Origin of the sequence: Curtobacterium sp. MCJR17_020, assembly GCF_003234365.2 — a bacterium.
GTDB lineage: Bacteria > Actinomycetota > Actinomycetes > Actinomycetales > Microbacteriaceae > Curtobacterium.
In genome coordinates, this window is sequence record NZ_CP126261.1 from 70,008 (window position 1) to 88,229 (window position 18,222).

General features: G+C 68.5%; 23 protein-coding genes. 9 read left to right on the top strand and 14 right to left on the bottom strand.

Annotation, left to right across the window (positions count from 1 at the left end; translation table 11 throughout):
• Positions 1-2: 2 nt before the first annotated feature.
• Entirely contained in the window at positions 3-773 is a 771-nt protein-coding gene (locus DEJ14_RS19010) for an IclR family transcriptional regulator (protein ID WP_111085109.1), read from the bottom strand.
• Complete coding sequence (locus DEJ14_RS19015; RefSeq protein ID WP_111085110.1) at positions 766-1,551, bottom strand: IclR family transcriptional regulator; 786 nt, start codon at positions 1,549-1,551, stop codon at positions 766-768. Before DEJ14_RS19015 ends, DEJ14_RS19010 begins: the two co-directional genes overlap by 8 nt.
• Before the next feature lie 122 nt (positions 1,552-1,673).
• Here DEJ14_RS19015 and DEJ14_RS19020 point away from each other — a divergent pair, with 122 nt between their 5' ends.
• Genes DEJ14_RS19020 through DEJ14_RS19035 form a run of 4 tightly spaced genes read left to right on the top strand, consistent with a single transcriptional unit; the run spans position 1,674 to position 6,510 of the window.
• Entirely contained in the window at positions 1,674-2,564 is an 891-nt protein-coding gene (locus tag DEJ14_RS19020; protein WP_258373247.1) for a transketolase, read from the top strand.
• Positions 2,561-3,544 carry a transketolase family protein gene (locus tag DEJ14_RS19025; protein WP_111085112.1) on the top strand — a complete coding sequence of 328 codons (984 nt, stop codon included), beginning with the start codon at positions 2,561-2,563 and terminating at the stop codon, positions 3,542-3,544. The genes DEJ14_RS19020 and DEJ14_RS19025 overlap by 4 nt, the downstream gene beginning before the upstream one ends.
• Positions 3,541-4,584, top strand: a complete 1,044-nt coding sequence (locus DEJ14_RS19030; protein ID WP_111085113.1) for a 1-phosphofructokinase family hexose kinase — start codon at positions 3,541-3,543, stop codon at positions 4,582-4,584. Before DEJ14_RS19025 ends, DEJ14_RS19030 begins: the two co-directional genes overlap by 4 nt.
• A 45-nt stretch (positions 4,585-4,629) precedes the next feature.
• Complete coding sequence (locus DEJ14_RS19035) at positions 4,630-6,510, top strand: phosphoenolpyruvate carboxykinase (GTP) (protein WP_111085114.1); 1,881 nt, start codon at positions 4,630-4,632, stop codon at positions 6,508-6,510.
• Here DEJ14_RS19035 and DEJ14_RS19040 read toward each other — a convergent pair.
• The gene (locus tag DEJ14_RS19040; RefSeq protein ID WP_258373261.1) at positions 6,494-6,820 is read right to left on the bottom strand and encodes an MFS transporter; all 327 of its coding nucleotides are present in this window, start codon (positions 6,818-6,820) and stop codon (positions 6,494-6,496) included. The two genes, DEJ14_RS19035 and DEJ14_RS19040, sit on opposite strands and share 17 nt — an antisense overlap.
• A 296-nt stretch (positions 6,821-7,116) precedes the next feature.
• Entirely contained in the window at positions 7,117-7,560 is a 444-nt protein-coding gene (locus DEJ14_RS19045; RefSeq protein WP_181437502.1) for an iron chelate uptake ABC transporter family permease subunit, read from the bottom strand.
• Positions 7,561-7,707: 147 nt separating this feature from the next.
• Here DEJ14_RS19045 and DEJ14_RS19050 point away from each other — a divergent pair, with 147 nt between their 5' ends.
• Positions 7,708-9,066 carry a hypothetical protein gene (locus DEJ14_RS19050; RefSeq protein WP_146249726.1) on the top strand — a complete coding sequence of 453 codons (1,359 nt, stop codon included), beginning with the start codon at positions 7,708-7,710 and terminating at the stop codon, positions 9,064-9,066.
• Positions 9,067-9,495: 429 nt separating this feature from the next.
• On the opposite strand, the gene DEJ14_RS19055 is transcribed toward DEJ14_RS19050, so the two are convergent.
• From DEJ14_RS19055 to mobC, 3 genes are read right to left on the bottom strand one after another with little or no spacing between them, the layout of a single operon-like run.
• Positions 9,496-10,302 (bottom strand): hypothetical protein, encoded by an 807-nt coding sequence (locus DEJ14_RS19055; RefSeq protein WP_111085117.1) that lies wholly within the window; start codon positions 10,300-10,302, stop codon positions 9,496-9,498.
• 39 nt (positions 10,303-10,341) lie between these two features.
• A complete protein-coding gene (locus DEJ14_RS19060) occupies positions 10,342-11,931 on the bottom strand; it encodes a relaxase/mobilization nuclease domain-containing protein (RefSeq protein ID WP_146249728.1) in 1,590 nt (529 codons plus the stop codon).
• Entirely contained in the window at positions 11,931-12,242 is a 312-nt protein-coding gene (gene mobC, locus DEJ14_RS19065) for a plasmid mobilization relaxosome protein MobC (RefSeq protein ID WP_181437503.1), read from the bottom strand. The genes DEJ14_RS19060 and mobC overlap by 1 nt, the downstream gene beginning before the upstream one ends.
• A gap of 379 nt (positions 12,243-12,621) precedes the next feature.
• On the opposite strand from mobC, the gene DEJ14_RS19070 reads away from it, so the two are divergent.
• The 4 genes from DEJ14_RS19070 to DEJ14_RS19085 all read left to right on the top strand — a co-directional run bounded on the left by DEJ14_RS19070 (position 12,622) and on the right by DEJ14_RS19085 (position 15,088).
• Positions 12,622-12,987 carry a hypothetical protein gene (locus DEJ14_RS19070; RefSeq protein WP_111085120.1) on the top strand — a complete coding sequence of 122 codons (366 nt, stop codon included), beginning with the start codon at positions 12,622-12,624 and terminating at the stop codon, positions 12,985-12,987.
• A 30-nt stretch (positions 12,988-13,017) separates the two neighbouring features.
• Complete coding sequence (locus DEJ14_RS19075) at positions 13,018-14,529, top strand: hypothetical protein (RefSeq protein WP_111085121.1); 1,512 nt, start codon at positions 13,018-13,020, stop codon at positions 14,527-14,529.
• Positions 14,530-14,569: 40 nt separating this feature from the next.
• A complete protein-coding gene (locus DEJ14_RS19080; RefSeq protein WP_181437504.1) occupies positions 14,570-14,725 on the top strand; it encodes a hypothetical protein in 156 nt (51 codons plus the stop codon).
• Positions 14,726-14,860: 135 nt separating this feature from the next.
• Positions 14,861-15,088 (top strand): hypothetical protein, encoded by a 228-nt coding sequence (locus DEJ14_RS19085; protein WP_111085122.1) that lies wholly within the window; start codon positions 14,861-14,863, stop codon positions 15,086-15,088.
• Between the two features lie 12 nt (positions 15,089-15,100).
• On the opposite strand, the gene DEJ14_RS19090 is transcribed toward DEJ14_RS19085, so the two are convergent.
• The 7 genes from DEJ14_RS19090 to DEJ14_RS19120 are packed head-to-tail and all read right to left on the bottom strand — an operon-like array spanning position 15,101 to position 18,144.
• A complete protein-coding gene (locus DEJ14_RS19090; protein ID WP_111085123.1) occupies positions 15,101-15,916 on the bottom strand; it encodes a Fic/DOC family protein in 816 nt (271 codons plus the stop codon).
• Between the two features lie 3 nt (positions 15,917-15,919).
• Positions 15,920-16,123, bottom strand: a complete 204-nt coding sequence (locus DEJ14_RS19095) for a hypothetical protein (RefSeq protein WP_111085124.1) — start codon at positions 16,121-16,123, stop codon at positions 15,920-15,922.
• A 24-nt stretch (positions 16,124-16,147) separates the two neighbouring features.
• Positions 16,148-16,567 carry a hypothetical protein gene (locus DEJ14_RS19100; RefSeq protein WP_111085125.1) on the bottom strand — a complete coding sequence of 140 codons (420 nt, stop codon included), beginning with the start codon at positions 16,565-16,567 and terminating at the stop codon, positions 16,148-16,150.
• On the bottom strand, positions 16,567-16,815 hold the full coding sequence (locus DEJ14_RS19105) for a hypothetical protein (RefSeq protein WP_146249729.1): 249 nt from the start codon (positions 16,813-16,815) through the stop codon (positions 16,567-16,569). The genes DEJ14_RS19100 and DEJ14_RS19105 overlap by 1 nt, the downstream gene beginning before the upstream one ends.
• Positions 16,812-17,423 carry a hypothetical protein gene (locus tag DEJ14_RS19110; protein WP_111085127.1) on the bottom strand — a complete coding sequence of 204 codons (612 nt, stop codon included), beginning with the start codon at positions 17,421-17,423 and terminating at the stop codon, positions 16,812-16,814. The genes DEJ14_RS19105 and DEJ14_RS19110 overlap by 4 nt, the downstream gene beginning before the upstream one ends.
• 17 nt (positions 17,424-17,440) lie before the next feature.
• A complete protein-coding gene (locus DEJ14_RS19115) occupies positions 17,441-17,896 on the bottom strand; it encodes a hypothetical protein (protein ID WP_111085128.1) in 456 nt (151 codons plus the stop codon).
• Entirely contained in the window at positions 17,896-18,144 is a 249-nt protein-coding gene (locus DEJ14_RS19120) for a glutaredoxin domain-containing protein (protein WP_111085129.1), read from the bottom strand. The genes DEJ14_RS19115 and DEJ14_RS19120 overlap by 1 nt, the downstream gene beginning before the upstream one ends.
• Between the last annotated feature and the right edge of the window lie 78 nt (positions 18,145-18,222).

The window sequence follows — 18,222 nt, forward strand, 5'->3', positions numbered from 1 at the left end:
CGTCAGGACAGCGGGGTCGCCAGTTCGCTGGTGGCCCCGCTCCTCAATTCCGCGACGGCCGCACGCGCGGCGTCGGTGAACTCCTGCTGGCGCTCGCGGACATCGACCGACCGGCCGGCGACCGACAGGCACCCGATCAGCGCCCCATCGGACCCGAGCACGGGGAACGCGAGCGCGCCGATCCCGATCGTGGCGTCGTCGAGCGACAGTGTGAACCCCTGGGACCGCGTGCGCTCGACGTCCTCGCGGAGCGCGTCGGCGTCGACGATCGTCGCGCTCGTCAGCGGTCGACGCTCGGGCCCGTCGGCCAGGTACTCGTCGACGTCACGGGCGTACGCGAGCACGAGGCGACCGGCGCCCCCGGCGTACAGTGGCAGAGACCGGCCCGGTGCCAGGGTGAGGACGCCGATGCCTCGACCGGGCGCCCAGTCGACGCACACGGCCTCGTCGCCGCGCGGCACGGTCAGGAACGCGGTCTGTTCGGTGCGCTCGGCGAGGTCGTCGAGGATCCGTCGGGCGCCGGACCACTCGGTCATGGCGTCCCGTGCGGCGTCGGCAAGGTGCAACCACTTCACGCTGAGGCGCGCACGGTTCTCGTCCGTGGTGGTCGCCATCCCGACGGCCCGGAGTCCGTCGATGAACCGGTAGACGCTGGGGCGGGGGAGTCCCGTCGCCTCGGCGAGTTCAGCGGGCGAGAGGTCCCCCCGCTCGGCGAGGGCCTCGACCACCGCCATCGAGTTGGCGAGCACGCGCATCGGCTTCCGGTCAGCCACGTCGACCTCCGTCGTACCCCAGGTCCGCACTGATCGCGGCGGCGGTGGACATCACCAGGTCCGCGAGCTCGGACTCGCGGTCGACGAGCCGTTCTCGCAGCCCGCTGATGGACACCGCGGCGACGAGCTCGCCGCGGTGGTTGAAGACGGGACTGCCGAAGGCGGCGATGCCGATCGTGACGTCCTGGTCGGACCGGGCGTACCCGCGCGATCGAGTCGCCTCGAGCTCCGCCTGCAGCGCGCCCCGGGACGGGACGGCGTACGGCAGGTCGGGCGTCGCCAGGAGCTCGTCGACCACGGCGTGCTGTTCGCCGGCGGCCAGGAACGCCAGGAGGGCGCGGGGCGCCCCGCCGACGTGGAGCGGCAGCGAGTCGCCCACCTGCATCGCCACGGAGCGGACGTCGTGGCCCTCGAGGCGTTCGACGCACACGGCGCGCGTGCCCCGGCGGTAGCAGAGCAGTGCAGCCACGCCGGCGCTCGAGCGGAGTTCTCGCATCCGGGGCAGGGCGAGCCCGCGGACGTCGAGCGAGTCCTCCAGGACGCCGCCGATCTGCATGCAGGCGAGCCCGAGACGGTAGGTGCCGCGGGCCGGGGCGGCGTCGACCCAGCCCATCGCGATGAGGCTCTGCAGCAGGCGGTAGGTGGACGACGTGGGTTCCCCGACCGCGTCCGCCAGCGCGCTCACCGTCAGGGCCTCGGTCTCGGCCAGCGCGTCGATGATCGCGCCGGCCTTGCTGAGGATCTCGATCCCACCGTCGTCGGAGGCGCCGTCTGCCATGTCGTCATCCTCCCACGCCGACCACGCCGGCTTCGTCGACTCGTCCCGCTAATCTCACGCAGTAGACACGCCGTTCACAGAGTGATAGTTTGATGCCACCACCGCAGAACGAAGGAGTCGCCGTGACACGCAACGACGCGAGAGACGTCGAACACCTGGAGACCGTCGCCCGAGAAGGACGCTGGCGTGTCCTCGAGACGGTCGCGACGAGCAAGGCGGGGCACATCGGTGGCCCGATGTCCGCCATGGACCTGATGGTCGCCCTCTACTTCCACCAGCTCCGGATCGACCCGGAGCAGCCGCAGGACCCTGACCGCGACCGGTTCATCCTGTCCAAGGGGCACTCGGCGATCGGGCTCTACTCGGTGCTCGCCCTCCGGGGGTACTTCCCCGTCGAGGAGCTCGCCACCTTCGACCACGGCGACTCCCGACTCCAGGGGCACCCCGACATGAAGCTCACGCCGGGGGTGGACTCCTCCACCGGGTCCCTCGGGCAGGGACTTTCCGCCGGCTCCGGAATGGCGATCGCCGCGAAGATGCAGGGCAAGGACTTCCACACCTGGGTGGTGCTCGGCGACGGCGAGATCGAGGAGGGCATGGTCTGGGAGACCGTCATCCACGCCCCCCGCTACGGCCTCGACAACCTCACCGCGATCGTCGACCTCAACGGTCTGCAGCAGTACGGCTGGCCGGCCGGCGAGCACGACCGCTACGACCGCAGCGAACCGATGGGGCACGTGAACCTCCCGGCCGTGTTCCGCGGGTTCGGCTGGAACGTCATCGAGATCAACGGCCACGACTTCGAGGAGATCCTCGACGCGTACTCCGAGGTCGACGCCGCCCGCGGCGCGACCGGCAAGCCGACGGCGATCATCGCCCACACCGTCAAGGGCAACGGTGTCTCGTTCACCCGCGCCACGTTCAAGTGGCACAACGGCGTCCCGACCGCGGAGCAGCTCGACACCGCCCGCACGGAACTGCTCATCGACCAGAAGACAGAGGCCCTGGCATGAAGGCGCAGCGCGCAGTGTGGGGCGACACCCTCACCGAACTCGCACGGACCGACGACCGCATCGTCGTCGTCGACGGCGACCTCGCGACCTCGACCATGGCGGTCACGTTCGCCGAGGCCCACCCGGACCGGTTCGTCCAGGCCGGCATCGCCGAGCAGAACATGGTCGGCATCGCGTTCGGCATGTCGACGCTCGGCTACCGCCCCTGGCTGTCGTCGTTCGGGGTCTTCCTGACGAACCGCGCGCTCGACCAGGTGCGCATGCTCGTCTCCCAGACGAAGGCCCCCGTCCGGCTCGCCGCCGCGTACACCGGGCTGCTCAACGGCGCGAGCGGCAAGACCCACCAGGACATCGAGGACCTGTCGGTGATGCGTGCGCTGCCGAACATGATCGTCCTCGCGCCGGCCGACGAGACCGAGGCCGCCGCGATGATCCGCTGGGCCGCCGACCACGACGGCCCCGTGTACCTCCGGCTCGCCCGCGACGCGGTCGCCGACGTCTTCGACGGCAGCTACGCGTTCCGCATCGGCGCGCCCGTGCTGTTGCGAGACGGCAGCGACGACGGCGAGGGCAACGAACGCGACGCGGGGACCGGCCCCGACGTCACCGTCGTCTCGACCGGCGTCCAGACCTCCCGCACCGTCGAGGCCATCACCGCCGTCGAGGCCGAGGGACACCGCGTCCGACACGTGCACCTGCCGACGATCAAGCCCCTCGACGACGACGCCCTCTGGGCGCTGCTCGACGGTGCGGCCCAGGTCGTCACGGTCGAGGAGCACAACGTCGTCGGCGGACTCGGTGACGTCGTCGCGGCGGTCCTCGCCGGCCACGCCAGCGGAGCCCGACTGCACAAGGTCGGGCTCGTCGACTCCTGGGCCGAGTCGGGCCCCAACGACTTCCTGCTCGACAAGTACGGACTGTCGGTCGAGCGCGTCGCGGACCGCATCCGTGCCGTCCTCGGGGAGCGAGTCGCCGCATGAGCACGGTACGTCCGGACGCTGCGGCGTGGACGGCGACCCGGACGGGACGCACGATCGTCACGCTCACCCCGGCGCCTGCGATCGACCGGACGTACTCCGTCGACACCCTGCGGGGCGGGACCGTGCACCGCGCCCACACCGTCACCGAGACACTCGGGGGCAACGGCGTGAACGTCACCCGTGCGCTCCTCGCGCACGGCGCGGCGTCGCACGCGGTCGCCCCGTTGTCGCCGGAGGCGCTCGCGCCGCTCGACGACGACGCACGCTCCGGCCTGACGCCGGTGGACCTCGGCGTGCGCACCCGGGTCAACACCGTCGTGACCGCGGCGGACGGCGCCACCACGAACGTCAACGAGGCCCCGGCCCCGCTGACACGTGCGCAGTGGACGACGCTGACCGTGGCCGTGCTCCGCACCACGCTGGAGACCGACGCCCGATGGCTCGTGGTGACCGGGTGCCTCCCGGCCGTCGCCGGTGGCGACCACCTCGTCGACGTGCTCCCGCTCGTCGTCGCGGCCCGCGCCATCGGACTGTCGGTCGCGTTCGACGTCCCCGGCCACCAGCTGACGGCGGTGCTCGACCCGCTCGCGCCGGTCGACCTCGTGAAGCCGAACGTCGACGAACTCGCGCAGGCCGTCGGACACCCCGTCACGACGGTCGACGAGACGGTGCGTGCAGCGCGCGCCCTCCTCTCGCGGGGCGCACGACGCGCGCTTGTCACGATGGGTGCCGCCGGGGCGCTCCTCGTCGATGCCCACCGACACGAACTGGTCCCCGGGGTCGCGACCGACTGCGTCGACACGACCGGGGCCGGTGACGCGGCACTCGCCGGGTACCTCGCCGCCGAGTCGGACGGCGCGACGCCGTCGGCCGCCGCGCGACTCGCAGTCCGTTGGGGCGCTGCAGCGGTCGCCCAGCGGGGTGCTGCACTCCGCGCCACCCCGGCCACCCGCGGCGACGGCGCCCAGCCGTTCCGCCCACCGCACCACACCGACCACTCCACCTGGCTGCGCGTCGACTCGCTCGCCGCGACCGGCTGACGCCGTCCGCAGCACGCCACGGGCGCCCGACCTCGAAGGATCAGCATGACTGCCACCACCGAGACGATCGGATCGACGATCGAGCCAGGACCCGGCCTGGAGGCCCTCCACCACTGGGTGGACCAGGTCGCGTCCCTGACGGAACCGGACCACGTCGTCTGGTGCTCCGGCAGTGAGGTCGAGAACCGCGCACTGCTCACCGAGATGGTCGCCGCCGGCTCCCTCATCGCGTTGGAGCAGGGCCTGCGCCCGGACAGCTTCCTCGCCAGGAGCGACCCCGCGGACGTCGCACGGGTCGAGGACCGCACCTTCATCTGCTCCGCCACCGAGGCCGACGCCGGCCCGACGAACAACTGGCGGGAACCCGACGTCATGCGCACCGAGCTCACGGCGCGCTTCCGGGGTGCGATGCGCGGGCGGACGCTCTACGTCGTGCCGTTCTCGATGGGGCCGGTGGGTGGGGCGATCTCGCAGGTCGGCGTCCAGATCACGGACTCGCCGTACGTCGTGGTGTCCACCAGGATCATGACCCGGATGGGCGCTGATGCCCTCGCGCAGATCGGGCCAGACACGGTCTGGGTCCCGGCCCTGCACACCGTGGGCATGCCGCTCGTCGACGACGACGGCACGAGGATCCCGGACGTGCCGTGGCCGTCGAACTCGACCAAGACGATCGCGCACTTCCCGGAGACCCGCGAGATCTGGTCGTACGGCTCCGGGTACGGTGGCAACGCCCTGCTCGCGAAGAAGTGCTTCGCCCTCCGCATCGCGTCGTCGATGGCCCGCGCGGACGGCTGGCTCGCCGAGCACATGCTCCTCATCCGCGTCACCACGCCCACGGGGAAGGTCCTGCACGTCGCCGCCGCCTTCCCCTCCGCCTGCGGCAAGACCAATTTCGCGATGATGACCCCGACGCTGCCCGGCTGGAAGGTCGAGACCATCGGTGACGACATCGCGTGGCTCCGCCCCGGTGCCGACGGCCGTCTGTGGGCGATCAACCCCGAGGCCGGGTTCTTCGGCGTCGCACCCGGGACCGGCCCGGACACGAACCCGGCGGCGATGACCACTGTCCACTCGAACACGATCTTCACGAACGTCGCGATGACGCACGACGGCGACGTCTGGTGGGAGGGCGCGTCGGAGGAACCGCCGCGGCACCTCATCGACTGGCGCGGACGGCCGTGGGAGCCGGGCAGCGTGACCCCGGCCGCGCACCCCAACGCACGCTTCACGGTCGCCGCTGACCAGTGCCCGACCATCTCGGACGACTGGGACAGCCCCGACGGCGTGCCGATCGACGCCATCGTCTTCGGCGGTCGCCGCGCCACCAACGTCCCACTCGTCGCCGAGGCCGAGGACTGGGAACACGGCGTGTTCTTCGGCTCGACGATCTCCAGCGAGCAGACCGCTGCGGCAGAGGGACCCGTCGGCGAACTCCGCCTCGACCCCTTCGCGATGCAGCCGTTCTGCGGCTACAACATGGCGGACCACTGGGCGCACTGGCTCGAGATCGGTGACCGCCTCGGCTCGAAGGCACCGCGCGTCTTCCGAGTCAACTGGTTCCGCAAGTCCTCGGACGGCGGCTACCTCTGGCCCGGGTTCGGCGAGAACGTCCGCGTGCTCGAATGGATCGCCGGCCGGCTCGACGGCTCAGCGGACGTGGACTGGAGCCCCATCGGCGGGCTGCCCGCTGTGGGCGCACTCGACCTGGTCGGGCTCGACCTCGACGGCTTCGCGCTCGACGAGTTGTTCGCCGTCGACCCGGCGGCGTGGTCCGCCGAGGCCGAGCAGCTGCGGGCGCACTTCGACCGGTTCGGCGACCGGGTACCGGCACGGCTGCAGGCACGTCTGGACCAGCTCGTCCGTCGGTTGAGGGACAAGGCGCTGGCGGAGAAGACGCGATCGGGGCTTAGTGGGTTTCGATGATGGGGATGGCGCCGGTCTTGAGAGTCTCTTCGATTTCGTGGAGGCTGGCGTCCTTGGTCTCGGGGACGAAGAACCGGACGAATGCGATGCCGGCCGTTCCGAGTCCGGCGAAGACGAGGAAGGTGGCGCCGGCGCCGATGGCGTCGACGAGGGGCAGGAACACCAGCGCGATGGCGAAGTTCGCCATCCAGACGAAGATGCCGCCGATGCCCATGGCGATGCCACGGGCTTGAGCGGGGGCGAGCTCGCTGAGCAGCAGCCAGGTGACGGTGCCGACGGCGGATTGCTGGAACGCGAGGAATCCGATCATCAGGCCCACGAGACGCTCCTGCTCGCGCGAGTCAGCCCACGTCGCCACTGTCGACAAGACAGGGTGGTGCTATACACGCTGCACGATTGTTGAAGTCTTCATCTGTGGGAAGTCCACGGAGTCGATTCGCATCATCGTGTCGACCTGCTCACGTCGCGGTCCGTGATCAGGACGCGGTCGTCGCGAGGCAATCTTCGTGGGCCTTGCGCTCAAACCTGGCATGGGCGGCAAGGTTCTCCAGAACCCTCGAATCTTCAGCGCCCAAGCCAGGTGAGGCAGCCGTGAGCTGGGCTGCCCTACCGGTGGGTTCGTGATCGTTGCGAGAAGCGGCCGTCAGGTTGCGTTTCGGTACTCGGATCCGCCGCGGCGGCCGATGGCAATGAGGAGGTACACGCCGCCAAGGGCCGCCGCGACCAAGCCGACGGGGATCTGAAACGGTGCCAGGAGATGCTGTCCATGAGGTCGGCGGTGACTGTTGCCGCGGCACCGGCACCGGTGGATGCCAGCAACGGAATGCTCGTGGACCCGGTCAGCCAAGCTGCCACCCGGGGTGCAGTGAGCGCGATAAATCCGATCGGTCCGACGGCAGCGACGACGACTGCGACGAGCAACACCCCGCCGGCGGTGATCGTCAGCCGAACCCTTGCCACATTCAGGCCAAGCGAGGTCGCGGTATCGTCTCCGAGCTCGAGTGCCCGCATCGGTCGGCTGAGGATCGGTGCGGTGAGCAGCAAGACCATTTGTTTGACTCTGTCCATGAGCACGTTGGGGAACACTGGTTTCCGCACCGTGTCAGCAGGGGACCGGTGAGCGAGAACGACGGGTCCATCACATCCTGAGTTGACATAAGGTACATTATCGGCACTACTCGACGTTACGCTGGAAACATGTGGAAGTGGAAACGACGGCAGCCCGACTTGGCCGCGGCGCAGCCTGACGAGAACGACCGTACGAAGGCACGCCGCTTGGTCGAGGGTGCGGACGAGTACGTCCGCCTGGTCGGCAGGGAAGTTAGGCGATACGCCATTACGGCGCTGATCCTGACCGCGGGGCTCGTGATATTGGTCCTTGTGAGTTACTTCGGAGACCGCATGGGCGGGGACACAAAAGCAGTTGTAGCGACCCTTGGGCGACCGACGTCAACAGACAATATATTGACAGCGTACACACTGCTCGGCGCCTTGCTTTTCGCGCTTCAGGTCGGTGTACGGAGCCTTAATAAGGACGGCGATTTCCTAAGCCAAATTGAGCCAGCCGAGGTTGGTCGGCGTCGAATGGTCCGAGCGCTGGCCAGCGCGTCCGGGATCGCATCGTTCGGGGTAACCATTCTCTGCTATTACTGGTTCATCAGGCCTGATCAACAGGTGGACCTTTTCAGAACGCTTGGCCCGGTAGGCGCTAGCATCGTGCTCGCCGTGGTCGCTGCAGAGACGGCGGTTGCGGCCGATCTGCCAAATGATCCGCGGCTGCGCGAGGCGCTCGAGAAGCGCAGCATTAGGGAGGCCACGCACGCATACGTGCGGCTGCCGCGAAGAACCCTAAAATATCCGCACACGCGTCTCTTGGTGCTTATCATTTTTGCGTCTGCTGTCCCATGGGGCGCATGGCTGTTCGCGTTAGGTAGACCGGAACCGGGGGTGATGTTTGCGGCCGGAATGCTGTCGGCGCTTGCCGCAGCCGCGTCATGCTGGGCACTGATCTCAATATCGACAGCCATTGCGCAACAGCAGATCCTTGAGAGCGTTTTTCAAATCACGATGCTGATTTTGGGGCTTGCCATCTACACGTTGACGGGCTGGGTGGCTTTCGCACCAGCATTGGACAGTCATTCGTGGGCTCCGATATTGACGTCCGGCGTAGCTTCTGCCCTGCTCTTTTTTGGACCCGCGGTCCTGATGGTATTGTTCTCTCTACGCAGCTCATCGACGGGAAAACCGGGCGTCATTGTTGCTTTCGCGTCGCGCAAGCTCGGGAAGACTCGCGACCGACTGAAGCAGGCAACCGCAAAAATCGAAAAAGCCAGCGATGAAGCACGCCGACGCCGACGCCGACGCCTTTACTTCACATGGGCATTGGTTCTCTCGCTACTACCGGCACTGCCGCAAGTTCTGATCAGGGTAGGCCGTGCCGGAAATAAGGAGGGAGAATACAAGGCACTAGCCACGTCCGCATTATGGACATCCGGGCTACTGTCAATCGGATACGTGGTTACCTTTTACGTTTTAATCGCCGTTCATCGCGTCTAGAGCGGAGAATTAGCTGGTGCCTCCGCACCACAGTCCAAGTGCGGAATGTATCGACCTGGCGGCGAGACATATCCACGCCTCGCATCGTGCGAGTCCTCCGGAGCCGAGCTGCAGGGCCCACTTGGGCGGTTCCTTGGCCACCTGGTGGGTGCCTCGCTCGAAGAGACGAGTCCGGCTGTAGTCGGAGCGGCCCTGGAAATTGGAGAGCCACTCAGGGCCAAGACCACGCCCATTGAAGCGGCCGCGGGCAGCGATCCGCTTCGGAACGGGCGCAACACCGCCAGTGAGATGCTCAGTTACCCATGCGGCCGTCATGCTTTCGACACCGCTAGGGAAGCGGCTGCGCGAAGTTGGGAGTGTTCCACAACAACGTGGAGACCGACGACGAGCGTTTCGTCGCAGCCCTCCAGCGCCGTTGTGCGCTGAGGGTCAGCGAGTGCGGGTGGCTTCGCGCTGGCGATCGCGCTGCTTCGTCCCCGTCTTCTGCGGTTTCACCTGACCGGTGGCCGCGGCCGCCATCAGCGACTCGCGAACGGTCATCGGGTAGCTGGCGTCCACGGTCGCGCGCGCCTGCTGCGTGGCCGTCAGTGGCCGTGTGATGGCCGAAACTCCTGCCACGGCACTGGCCGGCGTCGCGGTCGCCGCGGCGTCTGCACCTGCCTGCAGCGCGTTCGCGTCCTGAGATTCGACGGTCGCGGACGTGAGCGCCTGCTCGCTGCCGTCAACAAGATCCGCGTGCTTCTCCGGATTTGCGACGACGGTTGCTTCGGAGGCGAGGTCATCGGCAGTGCCGGCGTCTGCGTCGGCCGACTGCTTCCGCGCTGCAACGGCGTCGTCGACAGCGTCGATCAGCGCCCGGCGTCGTCCGCTCGCGTCGCCGGCGTAAGTTGTGCGGAGCTCGTCCAGGTCAATCCCGTAGCGGCGCTCAAGGTTGCCGCGGACGGTGTCGTACATGTTTTGCCCGTGCGGGACGTCCGGGCCGGCAGCGACGATGACGTCCACGGTGTTGGCAACACGCTCACCGTTCGCGCTGGCCCAGAAGTCGGGGCTGCGCACGGCCTCGTGCAGCTCGCCCATCCGCTGCTGCAGGAGACGCCGCTGCTCGTCGTACTGAGTGCGGGTCGCTGCGTCCCGTTCGGCCTGCTTCCGCGACGCGTGCTCGCGAAGTTGTCCGAGGGCCATCGAGGCCGCTCGGATTACTCGATCGACTTCCTGACCGATCTCCTCTTCCGACATAACTACTCACCCTTCTCCTGCTGTTCGGCGTTACTGGTCTCAGCGGCCCTGGCCGCGATCGGTGTCCCGGCCGCGACGCGGCGCACGCGTCTGCGTCTGCGGCTGAACCGGCGCTGGCCCCTGCCGGGCCGGGTCGTTCCAGCCCATCGACTGCGCCCACCGCTCCCACGCGGCGTTCGCTTCCGTCGTGGATGCGGCGAGGCGTTGCGCCTCGACGAGGGCTGCACGCTCTCGGCGTGCGTCGGCGACCGCACCCGCGGTGCGGGATGCCTGTCGGAACACGGCTGTCCACCCCGTTCGCGCGCTTGTCGACGTCGCCCGGTTCGCGAGCCGGGCGGAGTAGGCCGCGTCGCCGCGCTGCACCCTCGGCTGCCCGCGACGGCCGCGCCGTGGTGGCTGCGCCTCCTGCGCGAGCTCGTTCGACGTCTCGGCCAGCGGCCCGTGCACTGCGCGCTCGGTCAGCATCGACAGGCGCGCGTAGAACGCTGACGCTTCCGCCGGCGACATCGACGCAGTCTGCGGTACCCCAGAGAAGTCTGGCAGCACCGTCTCGCCGTACTTCCCGTTCAGCTGCCGGATCTCGTCCGACGTGGGCCGCTTACCGAGCGACGACGGCATGTCCTCGAGCTGCTTCTCGACGCGTCCGCGCCGTTTCCAGAACACCACGGCGTCCCCTTCCGTTGGAGGGTCAGACTGCCACTGTTCGCGTAGTTGCCCCAGACCCAAGTTCCGATCGAGCTTCGATCCGGCGAACCAGATCGGAGCCTGCCGGACGCCGTCGATGACTTCGGGGACGATCGCTGCGGAGTAGCCCACGACACGGTCACGGTTGTCCTTATCGAATCGAGGACGCACCAGCACGCGGTGCTGGCGGCACTGATCGATGAAGGACACCTCGTCGGTCGCGACCGCCAGCGAGGACCGCAGCCGACGGCGCAGCTCGTCACGCTGGGTAACCCGGTCACCGTCACGACGTGCGCGCTCAAGCTCTGCAGGCGTCACACCCCGAAGCGTGGACTTGTCCTGCTCACGGGAGGCGAGCACCGTCAGCCCGTACTTGTGCTCGAGCTCGTTCGTGAGTCGCTGCGCGCGACGGAAGTCGTCGTGCACGCGAGCCTTCTCGCCGTCCTCGCGGACCAGCGACACCGCGATGTGGATGTGGTCGTTTCCCCCGGCGGACTCGCCATGCCGGATCGCAACCCACCGGCAGGACCCTGCACCGTCCGCATCGGTGAAGCCCATCCCGTCGACGAAGTCGCGCGCGATGTCACCCCACTTCGCATCCGACAGTGGACCCTCGTCGGCCTTGATCGACAGCGACGCGTGCCACACGTGCGCGTCTCGCTCGCCGACCTTCACCTTCTTGCCGAGCGCGTCGTCCCACTCCTTCACCGGCACCGTCACCCGCGTCCCGTACAAGCGGCGTGGCATGTCCAACAGGTTCGCGATGTCGAGAGCGTCGTCCATCGTGAGCTCGCCCGCCGGGGCGTCGTGCACGATCGCGTCGTGGCCAGCCACGATGTGCGGGTTGGTGTGCGCGTTGGAGTGGTGGTGCGCCTCGCGTGTCGACTGCCCCACCAGGTACGCCAGCAGCCCGGACGCCCGGTCGCCGCGCGTGATGTTCGGCATCATCGGGCGTACTCCTCAACGAGGATCCGATCGATCCGATCGCACAACGTCCGGATCGCACGCAACGTGTGCGGCAGATCGCCCGCGATGCCCTCGCCGACGTTGGCCAGGCGCGCGATCTGGTTGAGGTTGTTCGAGTTCGCCGACAGCAGCCGGCGGATCGTCAACAGGTCCGCGACGCGATCGCGGCGCTCGGTCGACGACGTCCCCGACGGTTCCGCCAATGCGCTCTCCAGCAGCAGCCGCGGAATCGTGATCCCGCCGGCAGCGTGCGCCCGACCGACCAGCGCCGCCTCTTCCTCCGCGTTCACCATCACCTTGTGCGGGATGTTCCGCGGACCGGCACTGGTGTTCGCTCGCCGGCGCCTGGAACGCGCCCGAGCCGAAGGCACTGCCTCTGCCATCAACGCCCTCCAGCCCAGTGCAACGAACCCGCCCCAAGCGGGGACCGGTAGGCCCAGCCTGCCGCATCTGCCACCGGAACGGAAGCAGATCAACCCACTTACGGAGCGTAAGTGTATAGCTTGCTCCGCTCCGCCTCCGCTCCGCACCAACACGGCGCCTAGCGCCTTCACGTGCGCAGCACGTGAAGGTTTTCAGCAGGGACGGCACGAGCATCGCGAGTCCGATGTTCGGCGCACGTCGAAAGTGTGTGACCTTGCGCGCGCGGGCCCGTCTTTCACTGGATGCATGGCAACCAGATACGACCTCGACGACATCACCCGCCGCGCCGAAGAAGCGCACCAGCAGCGCCTCGCCGCGCTCCGCGACACCGTCACCGCAGCTGACGCAGTGGCCGACGCCGAAGCCCAGCTCGTGCAGCTGCGCTCCGACCTGGACACCGCCGTCGCACTCGCTGTCGACGCCGGGTGGAACGAGTCCGAGCTCGCCAGCTTCGGACTGCCGACGGCGTCGCCGAAACCGGCGAAGAAGCGCACCAATACCACCCGGCGGCGCAACTTCAACGGCAGCGCGGCAACGACCCCGTCGCGAGAGATCTCTCGTGCAGAAGACACCGACGCATCCGATCCCGCAGCAGACCAGGCCGCCGCGTAGCGGTCGGACCAAAAACGAAGGAGCAACACCATGTCCGACCCGCAAACCCGCACCGGATTCCTTGCCCGGTTCCGTCGACAGGACCGCGCCCCCATCACCACACCCACACAGGACGAGCAGGCAGCCGAACAGGCGTCGTCGCTCGCCGACATCGCACGCTCCAACGTGGACCTCGGCCGGCACGCGGCCGAACGCACCCGCGACGACCTCGCCGCAAGCAGGACATCGCAGGACCAAGTCACCGCAGCCGCAGCCGAGCGCGCAGCCGCGCTCGACGACGCCATGCACAACCTGACCGTGAAGAGCGCATCACCGGAGACGACCGTGCGGATCGCAGCGGAGGCGTACGGCGAGTGGCAGCACACCTCGCCCGCGGTTGCAGAACGCGCGGTGAACTTGTTCACCGCAGCACACGAAGACACCGGCGTCGCAGCCGCGGCGCCCCTCAGCGAGATCGCAGCGGCAGCCGACACCGACCGGTTCCACGACCAAGCCGTCCGCGGCGTCGAGTTCGGGCTGCGCAGCTCGGCAGCAACACAAGACGACCTCGCATCCGGAGTCGTCGAGACAGCCGACCTCGAAGGGTATGCCGACGGTGTCCGGGACCACGTCAACGCCGCAATCGACCGTCTCGTAAACGACCCCGGCAGCGCCGCAAGCGCCGTCGAACTCGCAGCGAACGCGTACGCAGAGTTCGGCTCCGCGACCAACGCCGAGGCGCTCTACGCGGCCGCGCACGAAACCGCCGACACCACCCCCACCGCGCCACTCGTCGACATCCTCACCAGAGTCATCGACCGCTGGTCCGCCGCGGACGAAGCGGCCGCCGCGGAATACCGCCGGCTCGGGAGCGAACAGGCAGCCGCCGCTACGGACGTCGACAGCCCGCTCACCAGCACCGGCGAATTGATCTCCCTCGAGGTCGACCAGCACGTCGGGCAGATGACGCAGGACTGGGTCGAGCTCGCAGCCGAACCAGGGCGGGAAGTCGACGCGCACAGCGCGTACGTCGCGCTCACCGCGGAGGTCGACAACCTGCACCTCGACGGTACCTACCTCGACCCCCGCACCAAGGAGCGTGCGACCGCACTACCGGCCTTCGTACCCGAAGACGTCGCGATCCACATCGCCGACCTTCACGCACGCCTGGAGACGTTCGAGGGCGCCGCGGACGTGTACTCCGGCAACACCGGGCCGGACTGGTACGACGGCGAAGATGCACCGGCACCTGATCCCGTCCAAGCCCGAGCAGCCGACACCGAGGCCAATACCGTCCGCACAGAACTGCACCGGTACATCGACGAGAACGGCCTCACCGGAACCCAGTGGGACCCGCGCACCACCGAAACCGGAACGCCGGCACCCGCAGCTGCGGAGAGCAATGCCGGCACACCGCCGCACGGGCCGGTGACCTCCTACCCGATGAATGTCGCGTCGTCGCTGCGGAGCGCGGCGGCCGCGCCGGCCGCGGCCGCGACGCCATCGGCCGCGCCGACTCGTCCGACTTCGTCGACGCAGCGCGGCGGCGGTGTCGAGCGATGACGTCCATGCCCGTCCCGGTCACCGGGAACCGGTGACCGGGGTGCGTTCCCGTCGCGGCCAGCAGCTCGCCATCGCCGGCGCGCTGCTGGCCGCCGCCATCATCGGCGCCCTCCTCGCCCCGATCGTGCACCCCACCGAGGTGGCGCCGGCTCCGACCCACTCGCCGACAGCACGGCCAGCGGAGGACGAGTCATGACGACGAAGACCGATGGCGGATCGCTCGGCCGCGGCGCCCACGCATTGCCGCCGACGGCCCTCGGTGACGGCACCGACGACGTCGCAGTCGCATGAGAGCAACAGCGATCACGCCGCAGTGCGGGAGACTGCAGCTGTGACCGTGAACCCGACCGTGATCATGCGGTGCGACCACCCCGGCTGCACCGCAACCCTCGTGCCCGCCTACGACGGCGAAGACATCGACGGAGTCCGGCTCATCGCCCGCGAACAGTCCTGGCTGCCCGCGAACACCCCGGAGGGCCGGCGGCGCGGGTTCGTTGACCTCTGCCCCGCCCACAGCAGCCCGGTCGCCCTCTGGCGGGACAGCAAGCCGGGCACCTGAACCGTCGAAGGGTCAGTCCCGACCGTGCGACCGGTCGATCCGCGGCAGTTGCGCCCCCGTCGATGGCTGTGTCGGCCGATGGTCGGTTGCTGCACTGGCGCGCAGCGCCTCCGTAATCGTCATCGGGTACGACGTCGCTCGAGCAGGGAGCGTGCGTGGCAGCGGTGTCACCGCGTCGCCGAGGACCTCCGCGAGCCGGTCGGAACGGCCGGTGGCCTGGCTGTAGAAGCGAGCCGCGACGAACCGGTCGCGAAGCGGCTCCCCAACCTGGAACGGTGCCGGATCCAGGCGGTAGCCGGCGTGCTCGGCGAGCTGCTGGAAGAACACGAACTGCGCGCGGGTATTGCCCTCTCGGAACGAGTGCACCACGTTGAGCTCCGCCCACCGCTCTGCCACCTGGTCGACGAAGTCCGTTCGTCCCAAACCGGTGAGGTGGTTCGCGTCGGCGAGCTTGCGGTACTCGGCTTCCGCGGCGTCTGCCACCTGCGGGCCCGGGTAGTACCCATACGGGACGGTCGGCGCTTCGGGATCCCCGACAGCGAAGTTGACCACGTCCGGGCCGCTCTTGCTCATCCGCCCATCGGGACCAATGCGTTCCTGGCCGGCCCACTCGTAGACGTCTTGGAAGATCCGGCGGTGGATCTCCTTCATGTGGTCGTAGTCAAACCGACCCTGCACCGGATCCTCGGCGAGTTCGACGAGCCGGACCTGCGCGGCGAACTCTTCCTTCGCGGCGAGGTCCGCCGCATCGGTGGCGCCGAGCTTGTTCCGGAGAACAGTCGTGCCCGGGATGAAGTAGTCATCCCAGGCACGGAAGGTGGTCGGCACGGATCAGCGGGCGTCGATGTGGGCCATTCCAGCAGCGATCGCGTCTTCCGCGGTCATGGAGCCGTCGGCGACGCGGCGGCTGTATTCGCGGAGGATCGGGTCGGTGACCTGGTGGCCGGCCGCGCCGAGCGCAGCGTCCGCGAACAACAGACGACGCTCTGCCTGGGTCGCCGGAACGGTGCGGGTGCCGGGCGCAGTGGTGCTCATAGTCGCGTTCCTCCTGGGTGAATTCTACCGCGGATTGGCCTGCTGAACAGGGTCTACTGGTTCGTCGTCGTCGGGGTCGTCCCAGTGCAGGAGCCGGGTCGCGGCGCCCTGGTAGCGGCCCTTGTTGGCGTGGATTGCGCAGTCGTGGTTGTCGTGGTCGTACGCGGCCCGGTAGTACCGGTCGGCGTCGAAGTCCGCAGCGTTGAACGCGTTCTGTGCGGCGTCGACCTCTGCTTGCCGGGACTCGTAGCCCCACCGTTGCCCTTGCCGGAAGATTGCCCAGTCCCGTGGGGTGAACTCCCCCATCGGGATCTCCGCAGCGCCTCCGTCCGCCGGCGGGGCCGCCAGCTCGTCGAGATCAGCCGGAGCCGCGAATGCATCCGGGATCAGCGGCGATTCCGTCGTCGCTTCTCGTGCGAACATGAACGTGCGGCGCTCGACCATCAGGACATCAGCCCGTGCAACGGCTCCGGGACGGCCGAGCATACTGCCCACGTGTCGACGTCGAACGAGCGGAGCTCGTCGCCGTTGATCAGCTCGATTCGACCGTCTAGGTCGATGCCATGGAGGGCGCCGGTGACGAGTTCGTGCCGCCACTCCCCCTCGAGCGGGAACCAACGGACCAGACCGACGACATCGCCGACGGGAATCTCGAACCCCTGCACACGAATCCGGCGCCGCCCCGCGCTCACCGGTTCCTCCCCCGTCGCCGGCGGCCGCGCAGATCAACCCATGCCAGGCCGCCGAGGAACAGCACGATCAACGACTGCACGCTAACCACGAAGAACAGCCAGGAGGCGGCCGGTCCGAACGGGCCCTGCGCGACGGTGCGCAGTGTCAGCAGCAGCATCGCGATCGCGACAACCAGGAACACCAGGCCGCGAACGCGGCGACTCTTCGCGAACACGATGCGTTCACCGGTGCAGTTCTCCCACCGCGACAGCATCGTCCGCGCTGCTGCGATCGCGGCACGCGTGTCCTCGTCCAGATCGCCTCGGCTGGTGAGCTCGTCGATGTTCGCAGCGACCGCGGGGAAGAACACTCCGTGCTTTGTGCGGGTGACGTTGCGGATCTCCTGCCGGAGCAGCTGCCGACGACGCTCCGCCGGCACAACGCCGGACAGCACCAACGCGGCCCGCACCCGATACCCGTTCGTCCAGCTCGTGGCGAGTGCGAGGACCTCCACGGGCGGTGCGACCGGGTCGAGGATCCCCTCGGCGCGGTCGCCCTCCTGGCCGGAGTGCAGCAACGCCACGACGTCGTCGACGCTCCGGGCGTTCTGCTTCGTGGTCTGCCCCATCGTTCTAGTGTCTTCGATCATGCGTGGGTGCCGGCGTACTGGGGAAACATGCGGTCAATCGCCACCTCGTGACGGGCGGCGCGGTCGTGCTCGCCGCGGGTGCGGGAGATCTCCGCGAACGTCGGACCCGACCCGGACGGTTCAGCGGGCGCCGGTCGGCGGCACATCTCGGCGTAGTACCGATCTGCATCGTGCTCGGCCTGCTGGAGGCGGGACCGCAGCTCGAGAACCTCGGCCATGAGCGCCGGGGTAGCCATCTGGAACCCGACCATGAACCCAGCCTCGTAGACCTGCTGCTGCTCGTCGGACAGTTCCCATTCGCGGACGTTTTCGGACGGGTCGGCGGTGGCCTGGTCGATCGCGCGGAAGGCGGTGACGGTGTCGCCGGCGTAGAGCTCGTCGACGGCAGCACGGGTCTCCGGCTGGATGACGTCGGGGCGGACGGTGGTCGGACGCTCGAGGGTCATCGTCATCACGCGGCCGTGCTCGAGGCGAGTTCGCTGATCTTGTCGGGGCGGAACCCGCTCCAGGAGCCGGTCGCCGTGTCGGTGACGACGATGGGGGCGTTGGTACCGAGGGAGGTCTTCCACTCGTCGATCTGCGCCTGGTCGACGTCTTCGAGGTGCAGCTCGGTGTACTCGATGCCGGCGGATGCGAGAGCACGCTCCGTGGCCTTGCACATGCCGCAGAACCCGGACTTGGTGTAAACCGTGATGCTCATCGAAATCACCCTTTCGTAAAGTTTGTGATGCCAGGGGCCTCTCCCTCGTTGCATGCTTCTATTCTATAACGCGCGGGT